The organism is Nitrospirota bacterium, assembly GCA_016212215.1.
GTDB lineage: Bacteria > Nitrospirota > 9FT-COMBO-42-15 > HDB-SIOI813 > HDB-SIOI813 > JACRGV01.
Genome location: JACRGV010000053.1, coordinates 1 through 15,884 on the forward strand (window position 1 = coordinate 1; position 15,884 = coordinate 15,884).

The following is a 15,884-nucleotide window of genomic DNA, read 5'->3' on the forward strand; positions in this document are numbered from 1 at the left end:
TCAGTTTTACAGTCGCATCTGTAAGGTCAATGACGGTGTTATCTGAATCATTCTTGCATGTAACCCTGAGCTTAGAGCCGGTATCCCCTGCAACAAACTGATATGACGACATTAGAACAACACCTCTTCTGATTTTGTTATAGTGAATTTCGTATCATCTGCCTGCACTTTGCCGAAAAGTACATCTTTCAATTTTGTTACCTGAAAATATGCTGTCTGTTCTACAATGTTAAAAATATACTTAATCTCAGCCAGTATTGAGATATAGCCCATAGAGACAATACTGAGACTATTTTGCCCGCCCGCATCTACATGATAGCCTTGAGTTACAATCCCCCGATAATCCATTATACCGGCACCCTTTCACTCAATGAGGCGTTATCCGTAAGGTTGAATTGTTTCAGTATTGTTACTCCGTCAGCCTTGTACATAGTCAGGATGTTTGTATATTTATTGATTGACCACTTGCCTAATCCCGCATCTTTTATATCTGTTACATCCTGCCATGCGATAGTGTCCGTCTTTGCCTTTATCGCCGTGATGCTTGCATTATCCGGCGATGTATATCCTGATGTCGCAAGCCTTGTATTTACCTGTGTGTTTGATGCAGGGTCAGCGGGCAGGTTGTCAGTTTTGGCCTTGACTACCGAGACCGTTGCCTCTTTCGCCAGCACAGTAGTAGCCTCTATCTCCGCAAGCGTAGGGTGACTTTGGCTCTCAGTGAGGATAGTGCTTATACCTGCATTGTCAGGGGCTGTATAGCTTGCAGAGGCCAATCTTGAGGACACGGTAGCATCAAGGTTATCAATCTTTGCTGCCCTTGTTGCAGTGTAGTCCGTACCTGAAGCACGGCTTGAAACAGTCGCATCAAGGTTCGCAATCCTTGTATCACCAAGACTTGTTAGACCATCACCGGCAGTCCCAACCTGTGTCTGCAGGTCATTGGTGTCAGCTTGTATCCCTGCAATATCCGCACTCACTGACGCACCGGCGGGGGCGCCAACCCGTGCATAAGTATCGCTCTCAATATTGGCCACAATCGTAAAACAAAACTCCGTTGCCACAGTCTTTGAAGTGCTTACCGTCCCTGCCAGTCTAATGACATGCTGACCTACTGAAAACCCTGTTGTATCTACCGTTCCACCATAATGGCCGGTCTTTGTATTCTGCTTTGCAGGAGCAGTCAAGGCACTCCATGTCCCTGCACTATTTCTTATCTGAGCTTCCGGAGTGGTAGGGTCTTCAAGTGTACCAGTATCATTGTGGAAATTGGCAGCATAGAAAACTGTTGTCCCTGCCTTGTATTCGCCAAGATAAATCATCTAATTGACCCCCATACACTTGAGCTACCGCCACCGCCTACTCCATTATCTAATTGGCTAATTACTAATGCGATAGGCGGTCTCCTTACAAGTGTTTGTGTCCATGATGCTTCGTTTGCAGGAACACCATTACAAGTTGTATAATGAAAGTTAACTCCTCCATCTAAGCCATTCATAGCGGCGTTTGCACCATCGTCAGTGACAAATAAATAGGTCTCTGTTACATTTGTGGTACTTGCAGGTAGAATAACTACTCTATAAAATGTATCTATAGATAGTGTTCTTGGTGTTGAAAATGGAACATATTGTGTGCTTGCTGCTGATTCTGAATACCTTATATTAGTATCAACCGCAACATTTTCAAGAACAGTCACGCCATCAGAATCATATAAGATAATATTACAATCTCCATCAGAATCCACATCTACTAAGACCCCTGAAACTGTTGCCTTGTAGGGCAAAGAAAATCTTAAACCTCTTCTATTAGGATTACTCCCACTATTCCACCCTTCAGAGTTCACGCCTACTGCGGGCCAACTCTGAATTATAGGTTCTATCACCCCATCACTATATTCTAAGCCAAAATTAGGGCAACTTGCATTTAACGCCCAGACTGCACCAGTGTTATTATAGCTATAGCCATAAGGAAATCCAGCCTGATGGAGATTGGAGTTCATGATATAAGCTATTAATATATTCCCTGAAACATAAGCATTCCATCTGACTGTGATAGCGACTTTAGTACCAGCAGTGACAGAGACCCCTGCACCTCCATTCAGGGCTACCCAGTAAGTTGTACTAGCAGACAAATTGCCTTGTGTTCCAGAAGCATTAACAGGCGTAACAACACCATCAGGTCTTCCATTTGTAGCATCTACGCCTTCTAAAGACACCTTGAGCGTGTCTGAGGTAGTCATTGTGGATACCCTAACCCCTATCTTAGTTAGAGTCCCTGTTCTTGGGATAACAATTATCACTCCACAATGGTCAGTGGCTTCATCCATTGTGAATGAGGTTGTCCCCAAAGCACCTGCCCCTGTACGAGCCATCAGACCTGGGGCTATATTGATGCCTCTAACATTCACCATAGTCATATCTTAAAAACCTTTCCTTCTATAGCAGTTTTACGCTGAACCCAAGTAGTTAACCCCGATTCTTTTGCAAAGTTCTTCAACACTGCAATAAGTGCTATCTCATAATCCTCAGGGTCAAGTTGGAAGTCAGATTTAAGTAAGCATATTTTTTTTGAACCATCAGGAGTGATTATATTAAAAGCAACCTTACTGGGAGACTGAGCTATTACTTGTACTGAGATATTCATAAGTTATACAATCTCCAGATGAGGATAGTCTGGGTTCTTAAAGGTTCGTCCTGACCTCAATCCTAAACCCTCACCTACTTTGGCACATTCTTCGTAATCCGGTATGCCATCAGCATCCACATCAGCCTTGATATTCCAACACACTTTACCATTCTTCACGATTGCGAAATCAAAGGCATGGGATTTACCTGTTCCATCCGGTATGTGTTTGCTCTGCATCGTCCATGTAACAATCTTGTTTTGCTCCTGCTTAATGTCAACCAACCCCGCAAGTCTTCTCTTTATGTTGACCTCTTCAATAGAGCATCTGCCTTGAGCATATAGGGCAGTTTGTTCCTGCATGGTACGGTCTACACTCGTGATGATTACAAGATGTCCAACCTTTGCACAGCCTTCCTTGAACTGTGGAATAAGTTCAGGTTTTATGAATGCTTCAGGGTCTCTACTCATTTACGCTCCCACATTGGCTTATATACATCCGAATACAGCTTATCCACCTTCTGCTCAAGATATGATAATTTATATTCAAGTTTCTGGACTGTGATGTAAGCTGAAAGTCCTCCGGCTATCACTGCTATAATTATCGCTTCAGCAATTCTGCTGAAATTCAAATGAGTCTTACCTGTAGAAAGTGCTATAAACGGCATATGAGTTAACAGGCTATCAAATGACATTCAACCCCCTCTTCCGGTTATGCCCCTGTGCCGGTATTGACGTGGTCTTTTGCAAAATAGGCTATTATTGCCGTGCCTATAACCTGAACAGCAGATGCCAGTTCATGGCTTATACCGAATTGAGGAAGTATTATCCCGATTATTGATACTAATCCGCCTATAGAAGTTCTCCAGTTTTTCATAACGTTTCCTTTCTTTGTATCCTTGCGTAGTTCACGCAATAAGAAATATAGTTTTATGTCGTTGATGATGTTCATCAATACCCATCCGCCTTTACTGCATCCTGCATAGCCTTAATGAAGCCTGGCTTGACGCTTTCCCATGCCGGTATCAGAAACGGCCTCGGCTTCGTGCCGTAACGTGCAATCTTCCTCGCTATTAGAAATTCCTTACCCTGCATCCTATGCCTCCTGCACCATTCTGTTAAGGCAGAAAGGGGAGGCCAGTGCGGTCTTGTTCCGTATTCTATATACGGGGCATAGTTAGCGTTAGCCTGTTTATCAACCCCAATCTCCGCTTTAAGTCCATCAGGGGAGATGTTAGCCTTGATTGAAGCACGGAGATTGCCCGTATCTACCGCCACACGTCGTTTAGCATCTCGCTGTACGTCAAGTGCTGCCGTTCTCATGGCGGTTTTAACTTTCCTTACCACGGTTTCGGTCAGCCTCTTTACATTGGCTATAACCTGTTCTTTACCTTCTACCTGTACCGTAATATTCATTACATAACCCCTGTTGCATGGTAGTAACGAATCGTATACGTGATCAGCATTGCATGTGTCTCTTTACTTGGGTCTATAACAAGGAACTCAACCCCTGTCCTATATGAGTTATAGGCATATCCGCCGCGTGTGTAGTCATCCTGCATAGCCTTATGTATAGCTGCCAGCATGGTCTCTGCATCAGTGTTGCCGTGCATCCAGACTTCCAAGATAACTGTCCATCGCCATGTTTCCCTGCTCAGGACTTCCTCAACACGCTCTTCTCTGTCAGAATAGATGAAACATGCCGGATAAGGCATAACTTCTGCATCTACTGCCGTGAACCTGTTTGCCTCCACGTGTTTGATGGAAGTAACGCCCTGGACTGTGCTGACTATGTTTGATAGGATATTTTGCCGTGTAGTGGTCATGCTAAATGCCCGGGTATCTCCTGTAAGGTTTTATGGATTCCTCTACTTCCTTCAACAGTTTTGCCGGTGACTGTGTAGTCACTGAACCGTCCGGCATAGTTACAGTTAATAGACCTATGTCTTTTCTACGGCGGAATTCAAAGGCACTCTGCATTAAACATGCCCTCATTATGTCGTCCGGGACTTGTAGTACTCCGTTAAGTTCTGCATATCCTCCTGTATATGTGACTTCGATATTTCTGGGCTTTGTAGCAGGGACAGACGATGTAAATTCAATTTCTCCTATCTCTGGCCAGAGGTAGTAATCGCTGTCTTTGGTCTGAGTAATACTGTCTACTTTAACTGTAAGTGTTTGAGATTCATCAACAGGAAATGCCTTTAACCAATACAGCCTGTTTCCGCCGGTAAAGTATTCCGTGCGTGACATCTTTTTTAACTGCCGGTTCATGTATGACTCAAGCCTGCTGCTTATCTGCTCTACAATCAGGGAAAGCAGGCCATCATGAGCATCATCGCTCTTGTCCATGAATAATTTCAGATCAGAAATGTTTATCAGCCTGATTGTCATTTATTTTCTTTGTTTCTTTGTTTCTCTTCCGGCCTTTATTTCCTTTGGCCCATCCATGCTTTTATCCTGCTCTGCCCAACCTTCACGTAAGAATACTGTTGCAAGGGAGTCGGGGAGGCGTACGACCTCCCCGATATGGTATGTCCTGACCTCTATACCATCAGGACTGCCGGAGTGGGTTATCTTCATTCGTACTCGCATTTATCACCTTTTATGCAGATGGTCTGTGTCTGCCAAAGCCTTTAGCAACAATGGCACAATATACACCGCCGGTCGTAGCACCGGACACTGTTACAGCCGCACGGATATAACGCTTTGCACCTATGTAACCAACCTTGTAGTCTACATTATCGTTTGCCGCCCCTATTGACGGTGCAGTACCCTGTAAATCTGCGGCAGCAACAGCGGTAAAGGTAGAGTTATCATCTGATTCCTGAATAGCTATCGCATGTGTACCATCAGTGATTGTGCCGGTTGATATAATTACCAATGCCCCCTCAAATCCCTGCAAATCTACACCAGTGCCGTTTGCACTGGCTGTTCTGGCTGCAGCCGGAAGAGACTGAGCAACGCTGAGGTTATTGTATAAATCCTTCATACCTGAATTCCTCCTATCAAAGTAAAATTAAAGGGGAGAAGTGCTTACCCCCTCCCCCTGAGTTATGTATTACTGGTTAAACACTGACTTTGAGTTTCCTTACGGCCTCGGCCATGACTACCTGACCACCTACACGCTTTCTTGCGATGAACCTGATTTTACCGGTAGTTGCCTGAGTATAAGGGTCTCTCTGCACTGTTATCTGCACCCTGTCAACTATCGTATATGCCCTACGGAAATCACCGAACAGGACAGGATAGGCATTTGCTGCAATGGTAGGCATATCTATTGATTCAACATACGGCCTGTCAAGGATTGTTGCCGGAGAGCTGTTGGCTATTGCAGGCTGCCAGAGATATTGACCATTTGCATCCTTGAGCTGTCTAATCGCCTTCAGGGAAGACCGTTTTAAGAGCCATGTGGAATTGCGTGCATAAGAGTCTTTCAGATCATGAAATATGCTTATCAGACCATCTAACGTTATTGCAGAAGCAGCCCCGCTAACGGTCTCGCCTACACTGGCATAGGTAAGCAGCCCTTCCGGCTTACCTACTGCGTTACCGGTTACGAATGCCGCCCCCTCTGCAACTCCAAACTGCTCCACAAACTCCTGAGACAGCTCAGATTCAAGGTTAAAGGCGGAATCCTCAAGGTCTTGCTGGCTGATGTCTACCAGTGCAAAAAGTTCATGTGTAGGCACTTCCTCAACCCCATAAGCAAGCCCTGTGGTCTCACTCTTTGTTCCTACCTCAGAGACCCATGCAGCGGAGAAAACGCCGGTACGCTTAGGTATCTGAACACTCTTCTGGTTTGTTGTACGAACCCTTGCTATAGACCTTACTGGGGAGAACTCTACGATGCTTTTGAGAATTTCATTCACGTACTCTGAAGGTGCAAGGTAGCCGCCTGTGGTGTCATCCGAGACTGAGAGGGCTTTTGATTCTTCAGGGGTGAGAATCCCTTTTTTGCACCACTTCATGAATGCCGCTTTGGCCTCACGTGCCGCCACACCCGCATTATCCTGCGACTGGCTTCCTCCTGTACCAGGTCTGTTAAGTTTTGTCTCAATCTCATCAAGCCTGGTATTCATGGCATCAATTGCAGCCTTTGTTTCAGGCGCCGCACTTCCAAGCTGTTTAATCTCTGTCTCCTGGCGCTCAACCATCTTCTTCATGTCGTGCCAGACTTTATTCATCTCTTCCTGCATTGCTTTAAGTTCTTCAGGTGTCATCTTCTTTTTTCCTCCTATCGTGTTTTAGTAAATTGCTTCATGTCGTGTACCATTGCCTCAAGTGAGTGGAATATATCCGGGTCACTCGGTTCATTGTGGCCGGGTCCTTCTGTGCCTTTACCGGATGAGTGGGATTCCCCCGGGTCAGCCGGATCAGGCTCGTTAAGGAGGGCCTGTAATGTCTTTATTGTTTTCTCTATTTCCTGTTTATCAACAGATTTTACATTGCTGATTAATGCCATCGGGTTTGCAGGGAAGGTAACAAGGGAGTATTCCCAGAGCTTGAGTTCTTTGAGGATTCTCTTTCCATTATCCCAACTGTCTTTGACTACATCATATCCGATGGAAAGCCCCTTGAGTGCCCCTTGCTTCAGCAGGCTGTATGCCTCTCTGCCTCTTATGGTATCAAGATTGAGTGCGGCCTTAACCTGTAGGCCGGTAGCATCTTCCTGCATCTCAAGTCCGATACCAATTGGTTCATAAGAGCTATGCTGCCAGAGTATGGGAATCTTACCGCCTGAGTGGTCTATGGTGCGTTTGAATGCACCCTGCTCAATTACATCTCCATGGAAGTCTTCGTTACCGAATACTGCGGCATATCCGGTGAATTCTCCGGTATCGCCAATCTGTTTAAGCTCCAGCCGGAAAGATTTTCTGTTCATGTCATGTCTCCAAAATAAAAAAGGGCCTCACCGGGGTTTTTACGCCCTGATGAGGCCCTTCGTCTCGGGTTCCCTCGTACTTCTCTTCTAATTTTAAAAGACCTTAAAACTTACCTTGTTCTAACCGTTCCCAACATCTCGGTTTTCCATTTGAAAAATGTATGGTCAGTGAACCGTTGAAATGATTGTTAGCAAATTCTTTAATGATTGTCAAGACTTTTTCATCATTTCTTGAGCTTTAACTCAAATTGTATTCCTCTGTCTCCCTGATATGGCTTTGTATGGCTCACCCTCCCTCTCCAAATCTCACGTGGTATTTCATCAAAGGCATCACATAGTTTAACAGGGTCACTCAAGTCATAATCAGGCTTGTTTCTGTTCCAGTGGATACAAAAGTGACACGTAACACTATTATCCGTTGCTTCATACCCAAGCCATTGTTCGCTGTCGTCGAGTATGTAAGTGTCTTTCCCCTTTTTTTGGCCATGGAATCCTTTTGTATTCGTATCCGACATCTTGAGCCACCTTTCTCCAGATTTTATCTCTGAGTTTCCCTTTATATTCAGTTTGTGTGATTATACCATCCTCATATTTTTTCTCAAGTGCCGGGTTAAACTCTGTTTTAGCTGCATTGTATGCCTGAATATACTCCTGTTCTGTCTTCCATCCATCAGGCCCGGGCTTCATGGAATAAATATACTTATCCCCTACGGCCCTGATTTCAGCAAGATTAGTATTTCTTGCAAGGAAGATGTCATTCTCTGAGAGGGTAATATCAAGTGGATGATTATGTGTAAGTACTTTATCTCCAAACTTCCTTGCCTCATCTGGTGTAAACGCTACCATGTCTTCATCCCCTAATTTCTGATGAAATACAGTTCCATCAGAATTGAAGATAAACGCCTTTTCCACCTTAAGTTTAACAATCTCCTTTTCAACCTCCCTCAATCTCTGCCTGAGATTATTCCCTTGCTGTTGTGGTGACGTGGGAGGGATGAAAGACCCGCTCACAGGGATAAAACCCTCTGTGCACCGGCAATTGATAATATTTCTGCCTGATGCACCGTGACTTGTATCACCCGGGAACATAAGCTGTTCACCGCCAACAAGGTAAGGTGTGTCCATAGGTACTGTTTCATCATCCGCCGCTGCGTGAAAATTCCTTGTCCGTATGTCCCTTGTAGAAATCCATTTATGGTTCAGCACAAGGCCGGTCTGTTTTGCCCCTGCACGTGAACCGAGGTTTGATGCGGCAATAACCTCTGTGCGTGCTATAACCTCACTACGGTGTGGAATTATCTTATCCAGATACAGCTTATCAATCCGCTTTGCTATCACATCAATCCCCTCGCCTGCTGCTACACCCTCAGAGAGTTCAAGCCTGACCTGATTTATTGTCGTGGTTGTAATCTGTGTTATCTTCTTCATTGATTCCTTCGTTAACCAGTTGAAGACCTCATGATCCCACGCGTCGGTAAGTTCTTTTATCTCTGACGGCCCCATGGCGCCCTTAAAACTTTCCGCTGTCCGTCTCCCGAAGTCCTTGCCTACGGTTAGGTATACCGTCCTGAAAAGCTCTGCCCATAACGGCTTAGAGCGTTCAAGTTCTGCGTCTATAGCGAACTGAAAGGCGTCTACCGTGTGTATGCCGATGAGTATCTTCTGTATCCTGTCCTGCTCCTGCCTGAAGAACTCCTTCATGCGATTGATCGTCACACGATACCACGGCGCCCTTGCCCTCTCTACTGCCTTCCAATAGCGGGTTCTTAAAGCCTCCCTCCTATCAGTATGTTGCGTTTTGTGGATTGGCAAGATTCGGGTCTCCCTGTGGTAATTGTATTGCACCTTGAAGCGGTACCAGTGTTGCAGGGACAAGTACAACATCCCCGCCGTCTACTTCTTCATAGCCAGTGGCGGCACGTTTCTCGTTGACAGTAAGCCAGTTGGCATTTTGTACGCGTGTCCAGACCTTTCCCCTGTCTTCCTGCAATGCCTCTATCTCATCTTTGTCGTACTCCAATGTCATGTTATCGCCGAAGACCGGCACAAGCCAGTTGTTCAGGTCATCACGGAGGCGGTCCATAAGCGGCAGCACGGTTTCTGTATAGAAAGCCTTTCTTGCCTCCTGATAGTTTGAGTACGTCTTCTGGTCTTGAATGCCTATCAGTTCCGGCGGTACCTGGAAGACATTGCATATCTCAATACGAGACATCTTGCGACCTTCAAGCCAGTCCATGTCAGCCGGTGATATGGCAAACGATTTCCAGTCAAGTCCGGCCTCTAATAGCAGGGGACGACCAGCATTATCAGGCCCCACAAATTTCTCTTCTATCTGTCTCTTGAGCTTGTCAAACTGATCAGATGTCAAGTTCCCTGCCGTGGATAGCCCTCCCGGCGGCCTTGCAGAGTTCTTTAGTAGTGCATAGTTCCACTTTAACGCCTCGTTATCACTATCCACAGTTCTTCCGGCTACTGCAATCGGGGAGAGGCCATACCAGTCGTCCAGGGCGGAGAATAGTTTCATGTGCAGAACGGTTTCTCTCTCGAAGTCCTGCTTCTGTCCGCCGACTTCGTACCTGTAGCCTGCAATCATGTTCTTAATATCAGGCAGCACCTTCACACGGTCCGGACGAAGAGTGTAGAGTTCTCTCGGTAATCCTCTCTGCGGCCCCACACGCTCGATGTAGCTGTTCCCTGACAGCATAAGGAAGGCAGTGGCAGCCTCAAAGAATGCCGACTGCCCCTGCCACGGATTAGGCCGTCTGAGGAGTGTTAGCAGGGGATGCTCTTCAATCTCAATCTGCCGTTTGCCCCGCCCTTTCCGGTATAACAACCACGGTATCCCTGCCGCTGACCTGGCTATCTCCATCACACAGGCATAGACTGTGACGTTTGCCTCAAATCCTTCCTTGGCCAGGTCTCCAAAGTTTCGCGGTGTCCAGACCGGATTCCCATCCCATAGCAGCACAATTGCCCTTGTGACTGCGGACTGCTTTGTCATAAACTGCCTGATTCTGTCTAAAAAGTTCATTCTATAAACTCCTTATTCTTGGTTCAACTCCTTCGCGCAGGTGTGTATATAGGCCGTAACGTGTGGCGTCCATAAGGTGGTCTTGAAACTTTACCGGCTCCTCGAGGATGTTGCCGTTCTTGTCAGTCCTGTAGCTGTATGCCCTGATTTCCTTGAGCATATTGGCGCTTGCCTTGTGGATATGAAGTTTGTATCGTTTTACAAAATCTATCCCATCCTTAACGGATTTGTCAGCAGGGTGGACGTTAAACCCTGCCTTGAATATCTCCTCAATCCTTGCTGGTTCTGCCTCATCCGCATAAACCGGACTTCTCCTGTTGGTGATTAAATCTTTTAGCCGCTCTATGAGCTGGCTGTTCGTTAACCCTGACTGATACAGCAGTTCTTCGGCATAGATAGTGCGGTCATGTTTGATAAGTTTTACCATGCTGGTAGGGTTGTTATATCCGAAATCAAGGCCGTAGAAGACGTCACCGCCTTCGGGAAGTTCGTCAACGGCTATCCAGTTAGAAAATATTATATGCTCAAGCCGTCCCCATTCACCAAGTGCAAAGATGCGATAGTAGTTCGGATCCTGATTAACAAGATTCTCAAGAGTGGTCTTGTATTCAGGGTGGATGAAAGGGTTGTCCCTGTATGTGCTGCATATCTCTGTGGCGTCTTCTGTGGCGTTTAAGACCTTTTCTTTAATCCAGTGAAACTCATCTGTCGGGTTGAAGGAGAGAAACATCTGGTTTGTTTTTCCGTCTTTTGAGGGTGACCTGAGCCTTAATTTAAGCATTACGAAGTCGTTATACGTGAACTCTGTGGCCTCTTCCATCCAGATGTAATTCCATTCTGTGGATTTGAGCTTCTCCGGATCATCCACTGAGCCGAAGTGCAGTATGTTTTGTTTATAAAAATAATTCAGCATAACCCTTTCCTGTTTCAGGTAAGGCATCAGCTTGAATTTGTCAAACAAGTCACGGAAAAGCATGAGCACAGAGAGCTTGAGTGACGGTAGAGATTTACGGACTACGAGAATCTTCTTTTCCTTCTCGTTTACGAACTTGCCGATAATGAGCTGTGCAAGTGAAAAGGATTTGGAAGAGCCGGCGCCTCCACGGTTTACCACAATCTGTGTTTTTGCCTGCTCATTTTTCCAGAAGATTGGTGTCGTCTGAATCTTTATTTTTTCTCGGTTTCTCATAGATTATGAGCGGTATTCCCTCCCCATCCTTGCCTGTGATTTCCTGCACATCACGCCATCCGGCAATGTTTTTAAGCGTGAAGATGCAGAACGTAGAATTAAAGACCCCTGTTATTGCCCCTTTGACGATACGGTTTTCTGCAGACTGCTTTGCTATTTTTAAGGCGAGCGAAAATTCCTCGTGATTATTAGCGAACTCAGTTAGCCTATGCCTGTCAAACCCGTTTTCAACAGCGAATTCACCGAGCCAGAAGTTCTCAGGTACCTGTATCCAGACGAGCAATTTCTTAGCGAGCTTGCTGATGAACTTGCTGGTGTATTTTTTGGGCCTGCCTGCTTTACGCTTCATCTGTTTCATGCCCCTATCTCTAAATGCTTAAATATTCTAAAAGCCACTGGATATGGTTATCATAATCTTCCCCAGTACAGGCAGGAATCAAATCCTTTCCTGTCTCGTATTCTTTCCAAGACCTGCTGCCTTTTATAAGCCTGTGGTGCCGTAATTTCGATAAAAATAATTGCTTAGTATGATGGCTTTTCTGAATATCTTCCACATGATGGATCGAAGTATAACTCATGTGTTCCTATCCTCCCGACTTCTTTGAAACGGATTTTCTGGATACATATTTTTGTATTTCCATATTCCTCAGCTATATTTCTCCATACTGTAATGCAGTTGTCTGCTTTATTTCGCCAATGAGCTGAGCCTGATACGTCATAAGGTGTGGGTATTGGATATTGCCCTGTTTTATCTTTCTGAAGTTTTGTAGGATGAGCAACAAGCCATACGTGTACTTCGTGTTCTCTTGCGAATTGCCTGATTTTGGAAAGGCTTTGAGAAATATATTCAGTTTCTGAAAGTCCCTCCGGTCTCTTGTGATCGAGTTCATTCCATGGGTCAATGACAATTGCTTTCATGCCTTCGTATTGGACTAAACCTTTGGCAATTTCAAGGAGGTCATTCACTGTTTGATGCTGTTCCGGTGGTTTGATAAAGAAAAAACGCCTTCCAAGAAATTCTATTGCGTTTTTCAATTCAGCCACTGACATCCGATTTGCCCTGTCAGTCCCAAAAGGTTTTCCGATGTGCTGTTCAATCAGTCCTGCTGCATGACGTTCCAATGGTTGGTTCTCTGCTGAGAAAATACCAAAATTCCATGGTGTCGGCATCATCCCTGTTTCTTCTGCAATATTTACCATCATGGCATCAAGAAAGGTGGTTTTTCCATGACTTGGGATTCCTGTAATAAGCGTCCATTCTCCTGGCCTGACAGTATAATGTTTATCAAGCCCGGGCCAACCTGTAGATTCACCACGCACATAGCCTTTTTGATACAGGTCAAGGATTTTTGTTTCAATAGCCTTGAGAGATAAAAAGCCTTTTGGTGAGAGAGTATATTCAAGTCGTTTTATTTCCCGCTTTTCAATCTGCTCAAGTTCTTTTTCCTGTACTGAAATCTGACATTTCAGGCACTCAATACTGTCATTCATGTTAGCCTTTCAATCATAGTCATTCCGGTAAAGCTAATGCAGTATTAGCTTGCTGTTTTTCTTGAGATTGTGTAGCAATCTCATTGCCATTCATTTTCATTTTTAGTTGGTCATACTGTTTCCTTAATTTTTCAGTTGAGAGGATATTATTTTGCCAAAATGTGTCTTTTTGGCACCAACGAATCACTTGTTCTATTTCTGACGGTACTCTCTTGTCAACACGAATTATTAAGTCAATATGTTTTGCCCAAGCCTGCAAATTAGGTTCTTTAAAACCTGGGTTTCTAATCCTAACCAATGAAAATAACAACTTTGAAAGTCCGACTTCGGAAGAGTCGGACAAGAAGTCTTTATTAGTAGGTCTAGTAGGAGCATCAATGGAGCAATGCTTGAATTGACTTCGGGCAATGCTTGGAGCATTATTAGTATCTATAGACTGATTGTTAATATTATTCCATCGTGTCTTCGCAGCCTTAATTGCCTTCTCTTTCAATGCTGCAATATGTCCTGAATGCTCGTTCCAGTCATGGACATAATAGCTGTTGCTGTCCTTGTGAAGAAAGCCTACCTTAATTAATGCCTCAACTAACTTGCCATTCTCACCATTGAACTCCAGAATCGATTCTATCTCTTGAACCGAGTAATCAGACAGACGCCCGTCTCCCGGATGGTACTTACCACAGTAACACCAGAGCCGTAGCGGGAAAGCTTCTGATCCTCTCCCAAGAAGACCAATCAGCCGCCGAGTTTTAGGGTGGTTGAAGTAGTCAAGGTCAAGATTTAAGTAAGGCATTTTTAGGATTCACCTCCTTTCATAACAACTTCAACAGTGGCTGTCGTTGTCAAGGGTTTTTGTTTTAAGGTATCAGCCATTGTTTATTTCCTGTTGCTTGACAATACTAACGTAACGCATTAATATTGATTTATGATTATTTCGTTTAAGTGCCGGGATACTGAGGCGATGTTTAAGGGAAAACGTATTGCCCGATTTTCCGGCTTTGAATCGGCTGCCATGCGAAAGCTGGCCGTACTTAATGTTGCTATGAAAATAGAAGATTTGAGAGTTCCCCCTGGCAACAGGCTTGAAGCCCTGAAGGGCCGCAGGCAGGGTCAATGGAATATTCGTATTAACGACCAATGGCGGATATGCTTCAGATTTGAAGGCGGCAATGCCATTGATGTTGAAATTGTGGACTATCATTAAGAAGGAGGTTTTATTATGAGTAAAAGACAGGTTCCATACCCTACACCAGGAGAGATACTTCTTGAGGAGTTTTTGAAGCCGATGGGTATTACGCAGTATAGGCTTGCAAAGGAAATCGGTGTACCCCAAAGACGCATAGGAGAGATTGTAGCAGGAAAGCGGGGTATTACCAGTGATACGGGCCTTAGATTGTCTCGTTTTTTTGGTCTTTCTGACGGCTTCTGGGAACGACTGCAAGTTGACTACAACCTTGCTATTCTCCGAGACAAGATGGCTGAAACGCTCAATAAGATCAGGCCACATAAACTGAATACTACCGCAGCGTGATTGAAACATGTTAAAATTCATAATAGAACCCATAACTGAACGCCTGTTTAAAGCCATAGCAGCCAAACTGCCGCTACAAAAATTAGGGCTAACACCATCCACACTAACATTGATATTACTAATCCTATTTGGAACGCTCTACTATCGAGGGGAGAGGATTCTTTCCTTCTTTGGAGCATTGCAATTAGGAACATTATGGTGGGCCATGCTGTCAGGATACCTATTATTAACCTGCCTGGTGTTATTAACATGGCTTATTGCCCTCCTCTGTCAACATGAAGCATTTGGAATCTACTGGAGTTTTCTCCAGAAACCACATTGCCCCTGCTGTAGAACTTTATTATCTCACTATAGTGATTGGCCCTTTCACGGATGGGCCTTCCAGTGTCTCAAATGCGATAAAATCGTTACTCTTCGCGATGATCACGGAAAACATCTAACCCTCATTGAAGCGAAAGAAAGATTGCAAAAAAAAGCAACACAAAAAGCATTACCCCTATAACTGTAAAAAAACATACCATAACTATCTCCCAAGGTAGACCATAGGGTCAAAACTCAACTCATGTAATTTCTTTGCAAAGGCAACACGTAGCCGCTTATTGAGGTCTGCACGGTCTTCAGTAGAAAGATTCTCTGCCATCTTTTTAGTATGATGCGGCAGCCTGAAGGTATAGACATCGTTTAACTTGGCCTCCTCAATATCATCATCTGACAATGTTTATCTCCTTATAACAAAGTAAACAGTGCGTTCCTATAATCAGCCTGCTATATTCAGAATTATGATAAATCCCCTCTGTGCTATAATCCCTTTCGCTACGAAAGAATCCAGCACAGAAGGGAGGTGAAACCCTATGAAAATATTTGTTAAAAATTTTAACCCACAACAAGGTCCTATTGAAGGACTATATCTTGAAGTTAAAGTTGTTTTTTATGACGACGTTAACTCTCCCCATCATGAAGCTGATGTAATAGTCTTTCTTGAGAAAGAAAATCTGTAACCGTTCACAGTTATCAGTTTACGGTTCACGGTTTTTCAACGAGTTATGTAACGCTTGGAGCATTTTTGAAATTGACTTCAATTCTTGAATGAGTTCTTTCGCATCACTATTAGAAAATACCTTGACCTCTTGTGAAA

26 protein-coding genes are annotated in these 15,884 nt (G+C 44.5%); 4 read left to right on the top strand and 22 right to left on the bottom strand.

Annotation, left to right across the window (positions count from 1 at the left end; translation table 11 throughout):
- Positions 1–111: 111 nt before the first annotated feature.
- From HZA08_04855 to HZA08_04955, 21 genes are all read right to left on the bottom strand, one after another.
- Positions 112–348 carry a hypothetical protein gene (locus HZA08_04855; GenBank protein MBI5192755.1) on the bottom strand — a complete coding sequence of 79 codons (237 nt, stop codon included), beginning with the start codon at positions 346–348 and terminating at the stop codon, positions 112–114.
- A complete protein-coding gene (locus HZA08_04860; GenBank protein ID MBI5192756.1) occupies positions 348–1,322 on the bottom strand; it encodes a hypothetical protein in 975 nt (324 codons plus the stop codon). The genes HZA08_04855 and HZA08_04860 overlap by 1 nt, the downstream gene beginning before the upstream one ends.
- On the bottom strand, positions 1,319–2,410 hold the full coding sequence (locus tag HZA08_04865) for a hypothetical protein (GenBank protein MBI5192757.1): 1,092 nt from the start codon (positions 2,408–2,410) through the stop codon (positions 1,319–1,321). The genes HZA08_04860 and HZA08_04865 overlap by 4 nt, the downstream gene beginning before the upstream one ends.
- A 2-nt stretch (positions 2,411–2,412) precedes the next feature.
- Positions 2,413–2,643 (bottom strand): hypothetical protein, encoded by a 231-nt coding sequence (locus HZA08_04870; GenBank protein ID MBI5192758.1) that lies wholly within the window; start codon positions 2,641–2,643, stop codon positions 2,413–2,415.
- A gap of 3 nt (positions 2,644–2,646) precedes the next feature.
- Positions 2,647–3,093, bottom strand: coding sequence for a M15 family metallopeptidase (locus HZA08_04875; GenBank protein ID MBI5192759.1), 447 nt, complete (start codon positions 3,091–3,093; stop codon positions 2,647–2,649).
- Positions 3,090–3,317: a hypothetical protein gene (locus tag HZA08_04880; protein ID MBI5192760.1), complete on the bottom strand. Its 228-nt coding sequence runs from the start codon at positions 3,315–3,317 to the stop codon at positions 3,090–3,092. Before HZA08_04880 ends, HZA08_04875 begins: the two co-directional genes overlap by 4 nt.
- Before the next feature lie 17 nt (positions 3,318–3,334).
- On the bottom strand, positions 3,335–3,574 hold the full coding sequence (locus HZA08_04885) for a hypothetical protein (GenBank protein MBI5192761.1): 240 nt from the start codon (positions 3,572–3,574) through the stop codon (positions 3,335–3,337).
- Positions 3,574–4,038, bottom strand: coding sequence for an HK97 gp10 family phage protein (locus HZA08_04890; GenBank protein ID MBI5192762.1), 465 nt, complete (start codon positions 4,036–4,038; stop codon positions 3,574–3,576). The genes HZA08_04885 and HZA08_04890 overlap by 1 nt, the downstream gene beginning before the upstream one ends.
- Positions 4,038–4,448 (bottom strand): hypothetical protein, encoded by a 411-nt coding sequence (locus tag HZA08_04895; protein ID MBI5192763.1) that lies wholly within the window; start codon positions 4,446–4,448, stop codon positions 4,038–4,040. The genes HZA08_04890 and HZA08_04895 overlap by 1 nt, the downstream gene beginning before the upstream one ends.
- A 1-nt stretch (position 4,449) precedes the next feature.
- Positions 4,450–5,016, bottom strand: coding sequence for a hypothetical protein (locus tag HZA08_04900; GenBank protein MBI5192764.1), 567 nt, complete (start codon positions 5,014–5,016; stop codon positions 4,450–4,452).
- A complete protein-coding gene (locus tag HZA08_04905) occupies positions 5,017–5,217 on the bottom strand; it encodes a hypothetical protein (GenBank protein ID MBI5192765.1) in 201 nt (66 codons plus the stop codon).
- Between the two features lie 10 nt (positions 5,218–5,227).
- Positions 5,228–5,614 (bottom strand): hypothetical protein, encoded by a 387-nt coding sequence (locus HZA08_04910; protein ID MBI5192766.1) that lies wholly within the window; start codon positions 5,612–5,614, stop codon positions 5,228–5,230.
- Positions 5,615–5,690: 76 nt separating this feature from the next.
- A complete protein-coding gene (locus tag HZA08_04915; GenBank protein MBI5192767.1) occupies positions 5,691–6,821 on the bottom strand; it encodes a phage major capsid protein in 1,131 nt (376 codons plus the stop codon).
- A gap of 38 nt (positions 6,822–6,859) precedes the next feature.
- Positions 6,860–7,507, bottom strand: coding sequence for an HK97 family phage prohead protease (locus HZA08_04920; protein MBI5192768.1), 648 nt, complete (start codon positions 7,505–7,507; stop codon positions 6,860–6,862).
- A 224-nt stretch (positions 7,508–7,731) separates the two neighbouring features.
- A complete protein-coding gene (locus tag HZA08_04925) occupies positions 7,732–8,022 on the bottom strand; it encodes a hypothetical protein (GenBank protein ID MBI5192769.1) in 291 nt (96 codons plus the stop codon).
- A complete protein-coding gene (locus HZA08_04930) occupies positions 7,931–9,319 on the bottom strand; it encodes a hypothetical protein (protein ID MBI5192770.1) in 1,389 nt (462 codons plus the stop codon). Before HZA08_04930 ends, HZA08_04925 begins: the two co-directional genes overlap by 92 nt.
- Positions 9,291–10,538 carry a phage portal protein gene (locus HZA08_04935; protein MBI5192771.1) on the bottom strand — a complete coding sequence of 416 codons (1,248 nt, stop codon included), beginning with the start codon at positions 10,536–10,538 and terminating at the stop codon, positions 9,291–9,293. The genes HZA08_04930 and HZA08_04935 overlap by 29 nt, the downstream gene beginning before the upstream one ends.
- Before the next feature lies 1 nt (position 10,539).
- Positions 10,540–11,727, bottom strand: a complete 1,188-nt coding sequence (locus HZA08_04940; GenBank protein ID MBI5192772.1) for a PBSX family phage terminase large subunit — start codon at positions 11,725–11,727, stop codon at positions 10,540–10,542.
- Positions 11,672–12,085, bottom strand: a complete 414-nt coding sequence (locus tag HZA08_04945) for a hypothetical protein (protein ID MBI5192773.1) — start codon at positions 12,083–12,085, stop codon at positions 11,672–11,674. Before HZA08_04945 ends, HZA08_04940 begins: the two co-directional genes overlap by 56 nt.
- A gap of 164 nt (positions 12,086–12,249) precedes the next feature.
- Complete coding sequence (locus HZA08_04950) at positions 12,250–13,218, bottom strand: AAA family ATPase (protein MBI5192774.1); 969 nt, start codon at positions 13,216–13,218, stop codon at positions 12,250–12,252.
- A gap of 19 nt (positions 13,219–13,237) precedes the next feature.
- Complete coding sequence (locus HZA08_04955; protein MBI5192775.1) at positions 13,238–14,011, bottom strand: hypothetical protein; 774 nt, start codon at positions 14,009–14,011, stop codon at positions 13,238–13,240.
- 132 nt (positions 14,012–14,143) lie between these two features.
- Here HZA08_04955 and HZA08_04960 point away from each other — a divergent pair, with 132 nt between their 5' ends.
- The 3 genes from HZA08_04960 to HZA08_04970 are packed head-to-tail and all read left to right on the top strand — an operon-like array spanning position 14,144 to position 15,251.
- Positions 14,144–14,422, top strand: a complete 279-nt coding sequence (locus HZA08_04960) for a type II toxin-antitoxin system RelE/ParE family toxin (protein ID MBI5192776.1) — start codon at positions 14,144–14,146, stop codon at positions 14,420–14,422.
- 15 nt (positions 14,423–14,437) lie between these two features.
- Positions 14,438–14,749: a HigA family addiction module antidote protein gene (locus HZA08_04965; protein ID MBI5192777.1), complete on the top strand. Its 312-nt coding sequence runs from the start codon at positions 14,438–14,440 to the stop codon at positions 14,747–14,749.
- 7 nt (positions 14,750–14,756) lie between these two features.
- On the top strand, positions 14,757–15,251 hold the full coding sequence (locus HZA08_04970; GenBank protein MBI5192778.1) for a hypothetical protein: 495 nt from the start codon (positions 14,757–14,759) through the stop codon (positions 15,249–15,251).
- A gap of 21 nt (positions 15,252–15,272) precedes the next feature.
- Here HZA08_04970 and HZA08_04975 read toward each other — a convergent pair whose 3' ends face one another.
- Entirely contained in the window at positions 15,273–15,464 is a 192-nt protein-coding gene (locus HZA08_04975; GenBank protein MBI5192779.1) for a hypothetical protein, read from the bottom strand.
- A 136-nt stretch (positions 15,465–15,600) separates the two neighbouring features.
- On the opposite strand from HZA08_04975, the gene HZA08_04980 reads away from it, so the two are divergent.
- Positions 15,601–15,747 (top strand): hypothetical protein, encoded by a 147-nt coding sequence (locus tag HZA08_04980; protein MBI5192780.1) that lies wholly within the window; start codon positions 15,601–15,603, stop codon positions 15,745–15,747.
- Positions 15,748–15,884: the final 137 nt, after the last annotated feature.

Excerpts from the sequence above, each read along its gene's own strand:
- HZA08_04855 (MBI5192755.1), bottom strand. The coding sequence starts at position 348 with ATGGATTATCGGGGGATTGTAACTCAAGGCTATCATGTAGATGCGGGC.
- HZA08_04860 (MBI5192756.1), bottom strand. The coding sequence starts at position 1,322 with ATGATTTATCTTGGCGAATACAAGGCAGGGACAACAGTTTTCTATGCT.
- HZA08_04865 (MBI5192757.1), bottom strand. The coding sequence starts at position 2,410 with ATGGTGAATGTTAGAGGCATCAATATAGCCCCAGGTCTGATGGCTCGT.
- HZA08_04870 (MBI5192758.1), bottom strand. The coding sequence starts at position 2,643 with ATGAATATCTCAGTACAAGTAATAGCTCAGTCTCCCAGTAAGGTTGCT.
- HZA08_04875 (MBI5192759.1), bottom strand. The coding sequence starts at position 3,093 with ATGAGTAGAGACCCTGAAGCATTCATAAAACCTGAACTTATTCCACAG.
- HZA08_04880 (MBI5192760.1), bottom strand. The coding sequence starts at position 3,317 with ATGTCATTTGATAGCCTGTTAACTCATATGCCGTTTATAGCACTTTCT.
- HZA08_04885 (MBI5192761.1), bottom strand. The coding sequence starts at position 3,574 with ATGAACATCATCAACGACATAAAACTATATTTCTTATTGCGTGAACTA.
- HZA08_04890 (MBI5192762.1), bottom strand. The coding sequence starts at position 4,038 with ATGAATATTACGGTACAGGTAGAAGGTAAAGAACAGGTTATAGCCAAT.
- HZA08_04895 (MBI5192763.1), bottom strand. The coding sequence starts at position 4,448 with ATGACCACTACACGGCAAAATATCCTATCAAACATAGTCAGCACAGTC.
- HZA08_04900 (MBI5192764.1), bottom strand. The coding sequence starts at position 5,016 with ATGACAATCAGGCTGATAAACATTTCTGATCTGAAATTATTCATGGAC.
- HZA08_04905 (MBI5192765.1), bottom strand. The coding sequence starts at position 5,217 with ATGCGAGTACGAATGAAGATAACCCACTCCGGCAGTCCTGATGGTATA.
- HZA08_04910 (MBI5192766.1), bottom strand. The coding sequence starts at position 5,614 with ATGAAGGATTTATACAATAACCTCAGCGTTGCTCAGTCTCTTCCGGCT.
- HZA08_04915 (MBI5192767.1), bottom strand. The coding sequence starts at position 6,821 with ATGCAGGAAGAGATGAATAAAGTCTGGCACGACATGAAGAAGATGGTT.
- HZA08_04920 (MBI5192768.1), bottom strand. The coding sequence starts at position 7,507 with ATGAACAGAAAATCTTTCCGGCTGGAGCTTAAACAGATTGGCGATACC.
- HZA08_04925 (MBI5192769.1), bottom strand. The coding sequence starts at position 8,022 with ATGTCGGATACGAATACAAAAGGATTCCATGGCCAAAAAAAGGGGAAA.
- HZA08_04935 (MBI5192771.1), bottom strand. The coding sequence starts at position 10,538 with ATGAACTTTTTAGACAGAATCAGGCAGTTTATGACAAAGCAGTCCGCA.
- HZA08_04940 (MBI5192772.1), bottom strand. The coding sequence starts at position 11,727 with ATGAGAAACCGAGAAAAAATAAAGATTCAGACGACACCAATCTTCTGG.
- HZA08_04945 (MBI5192773.1), bottom strand. The coding sequence starts at position 12,085 with ATGAAACAGATGAAGCGTAAAGCAGGCAGGCCCAAAAAATACACCAGC.
- HZA08_04950 (MBI5192774.1), bottom strand. The coding sequence starts at position 13,218 with ATGAATGACAGTATTGAGTGCCTGAAATGTCAGATTTCAGTACAGGAA.
- HZA08_04955 (MBI5192775.1), bottom strand. The coding sequence starts at position 14,011 with ATGCCTTACTTAAATCTTGACCTTGACTACTTCAACCACCCTAAAACT.
- HZA08_04960 (MBI5192776.1), top strand. The coding sequence starts at position 14,144 with ATGATTATTTCGTTTAAGTGCCGGGATACTGAGGCGATGTTTAAGGGA.
- HZA08_04965 (MBI5192777.1), top strand. The coding sequence starts at position 14,438 with ATGAGTAAAAGACAGGTTCCATACCCTACACCAGGAGAGATACTTCTT.
- HZA08_04970 (MBI5192778.1), top strand. The coding sequence starts at position 14,757 with ATGTTAAAATTCATAATAGAACCCATAACTGAACGCCTGTTTAAAGCC.
- HZA08_04980 (MBI5192780.1), top strand. The coding sequence starts at position 15,601 with ATGAAAATATTTGTTAAAAATTTTAACCCACAACAAGGTCCTATTGAA.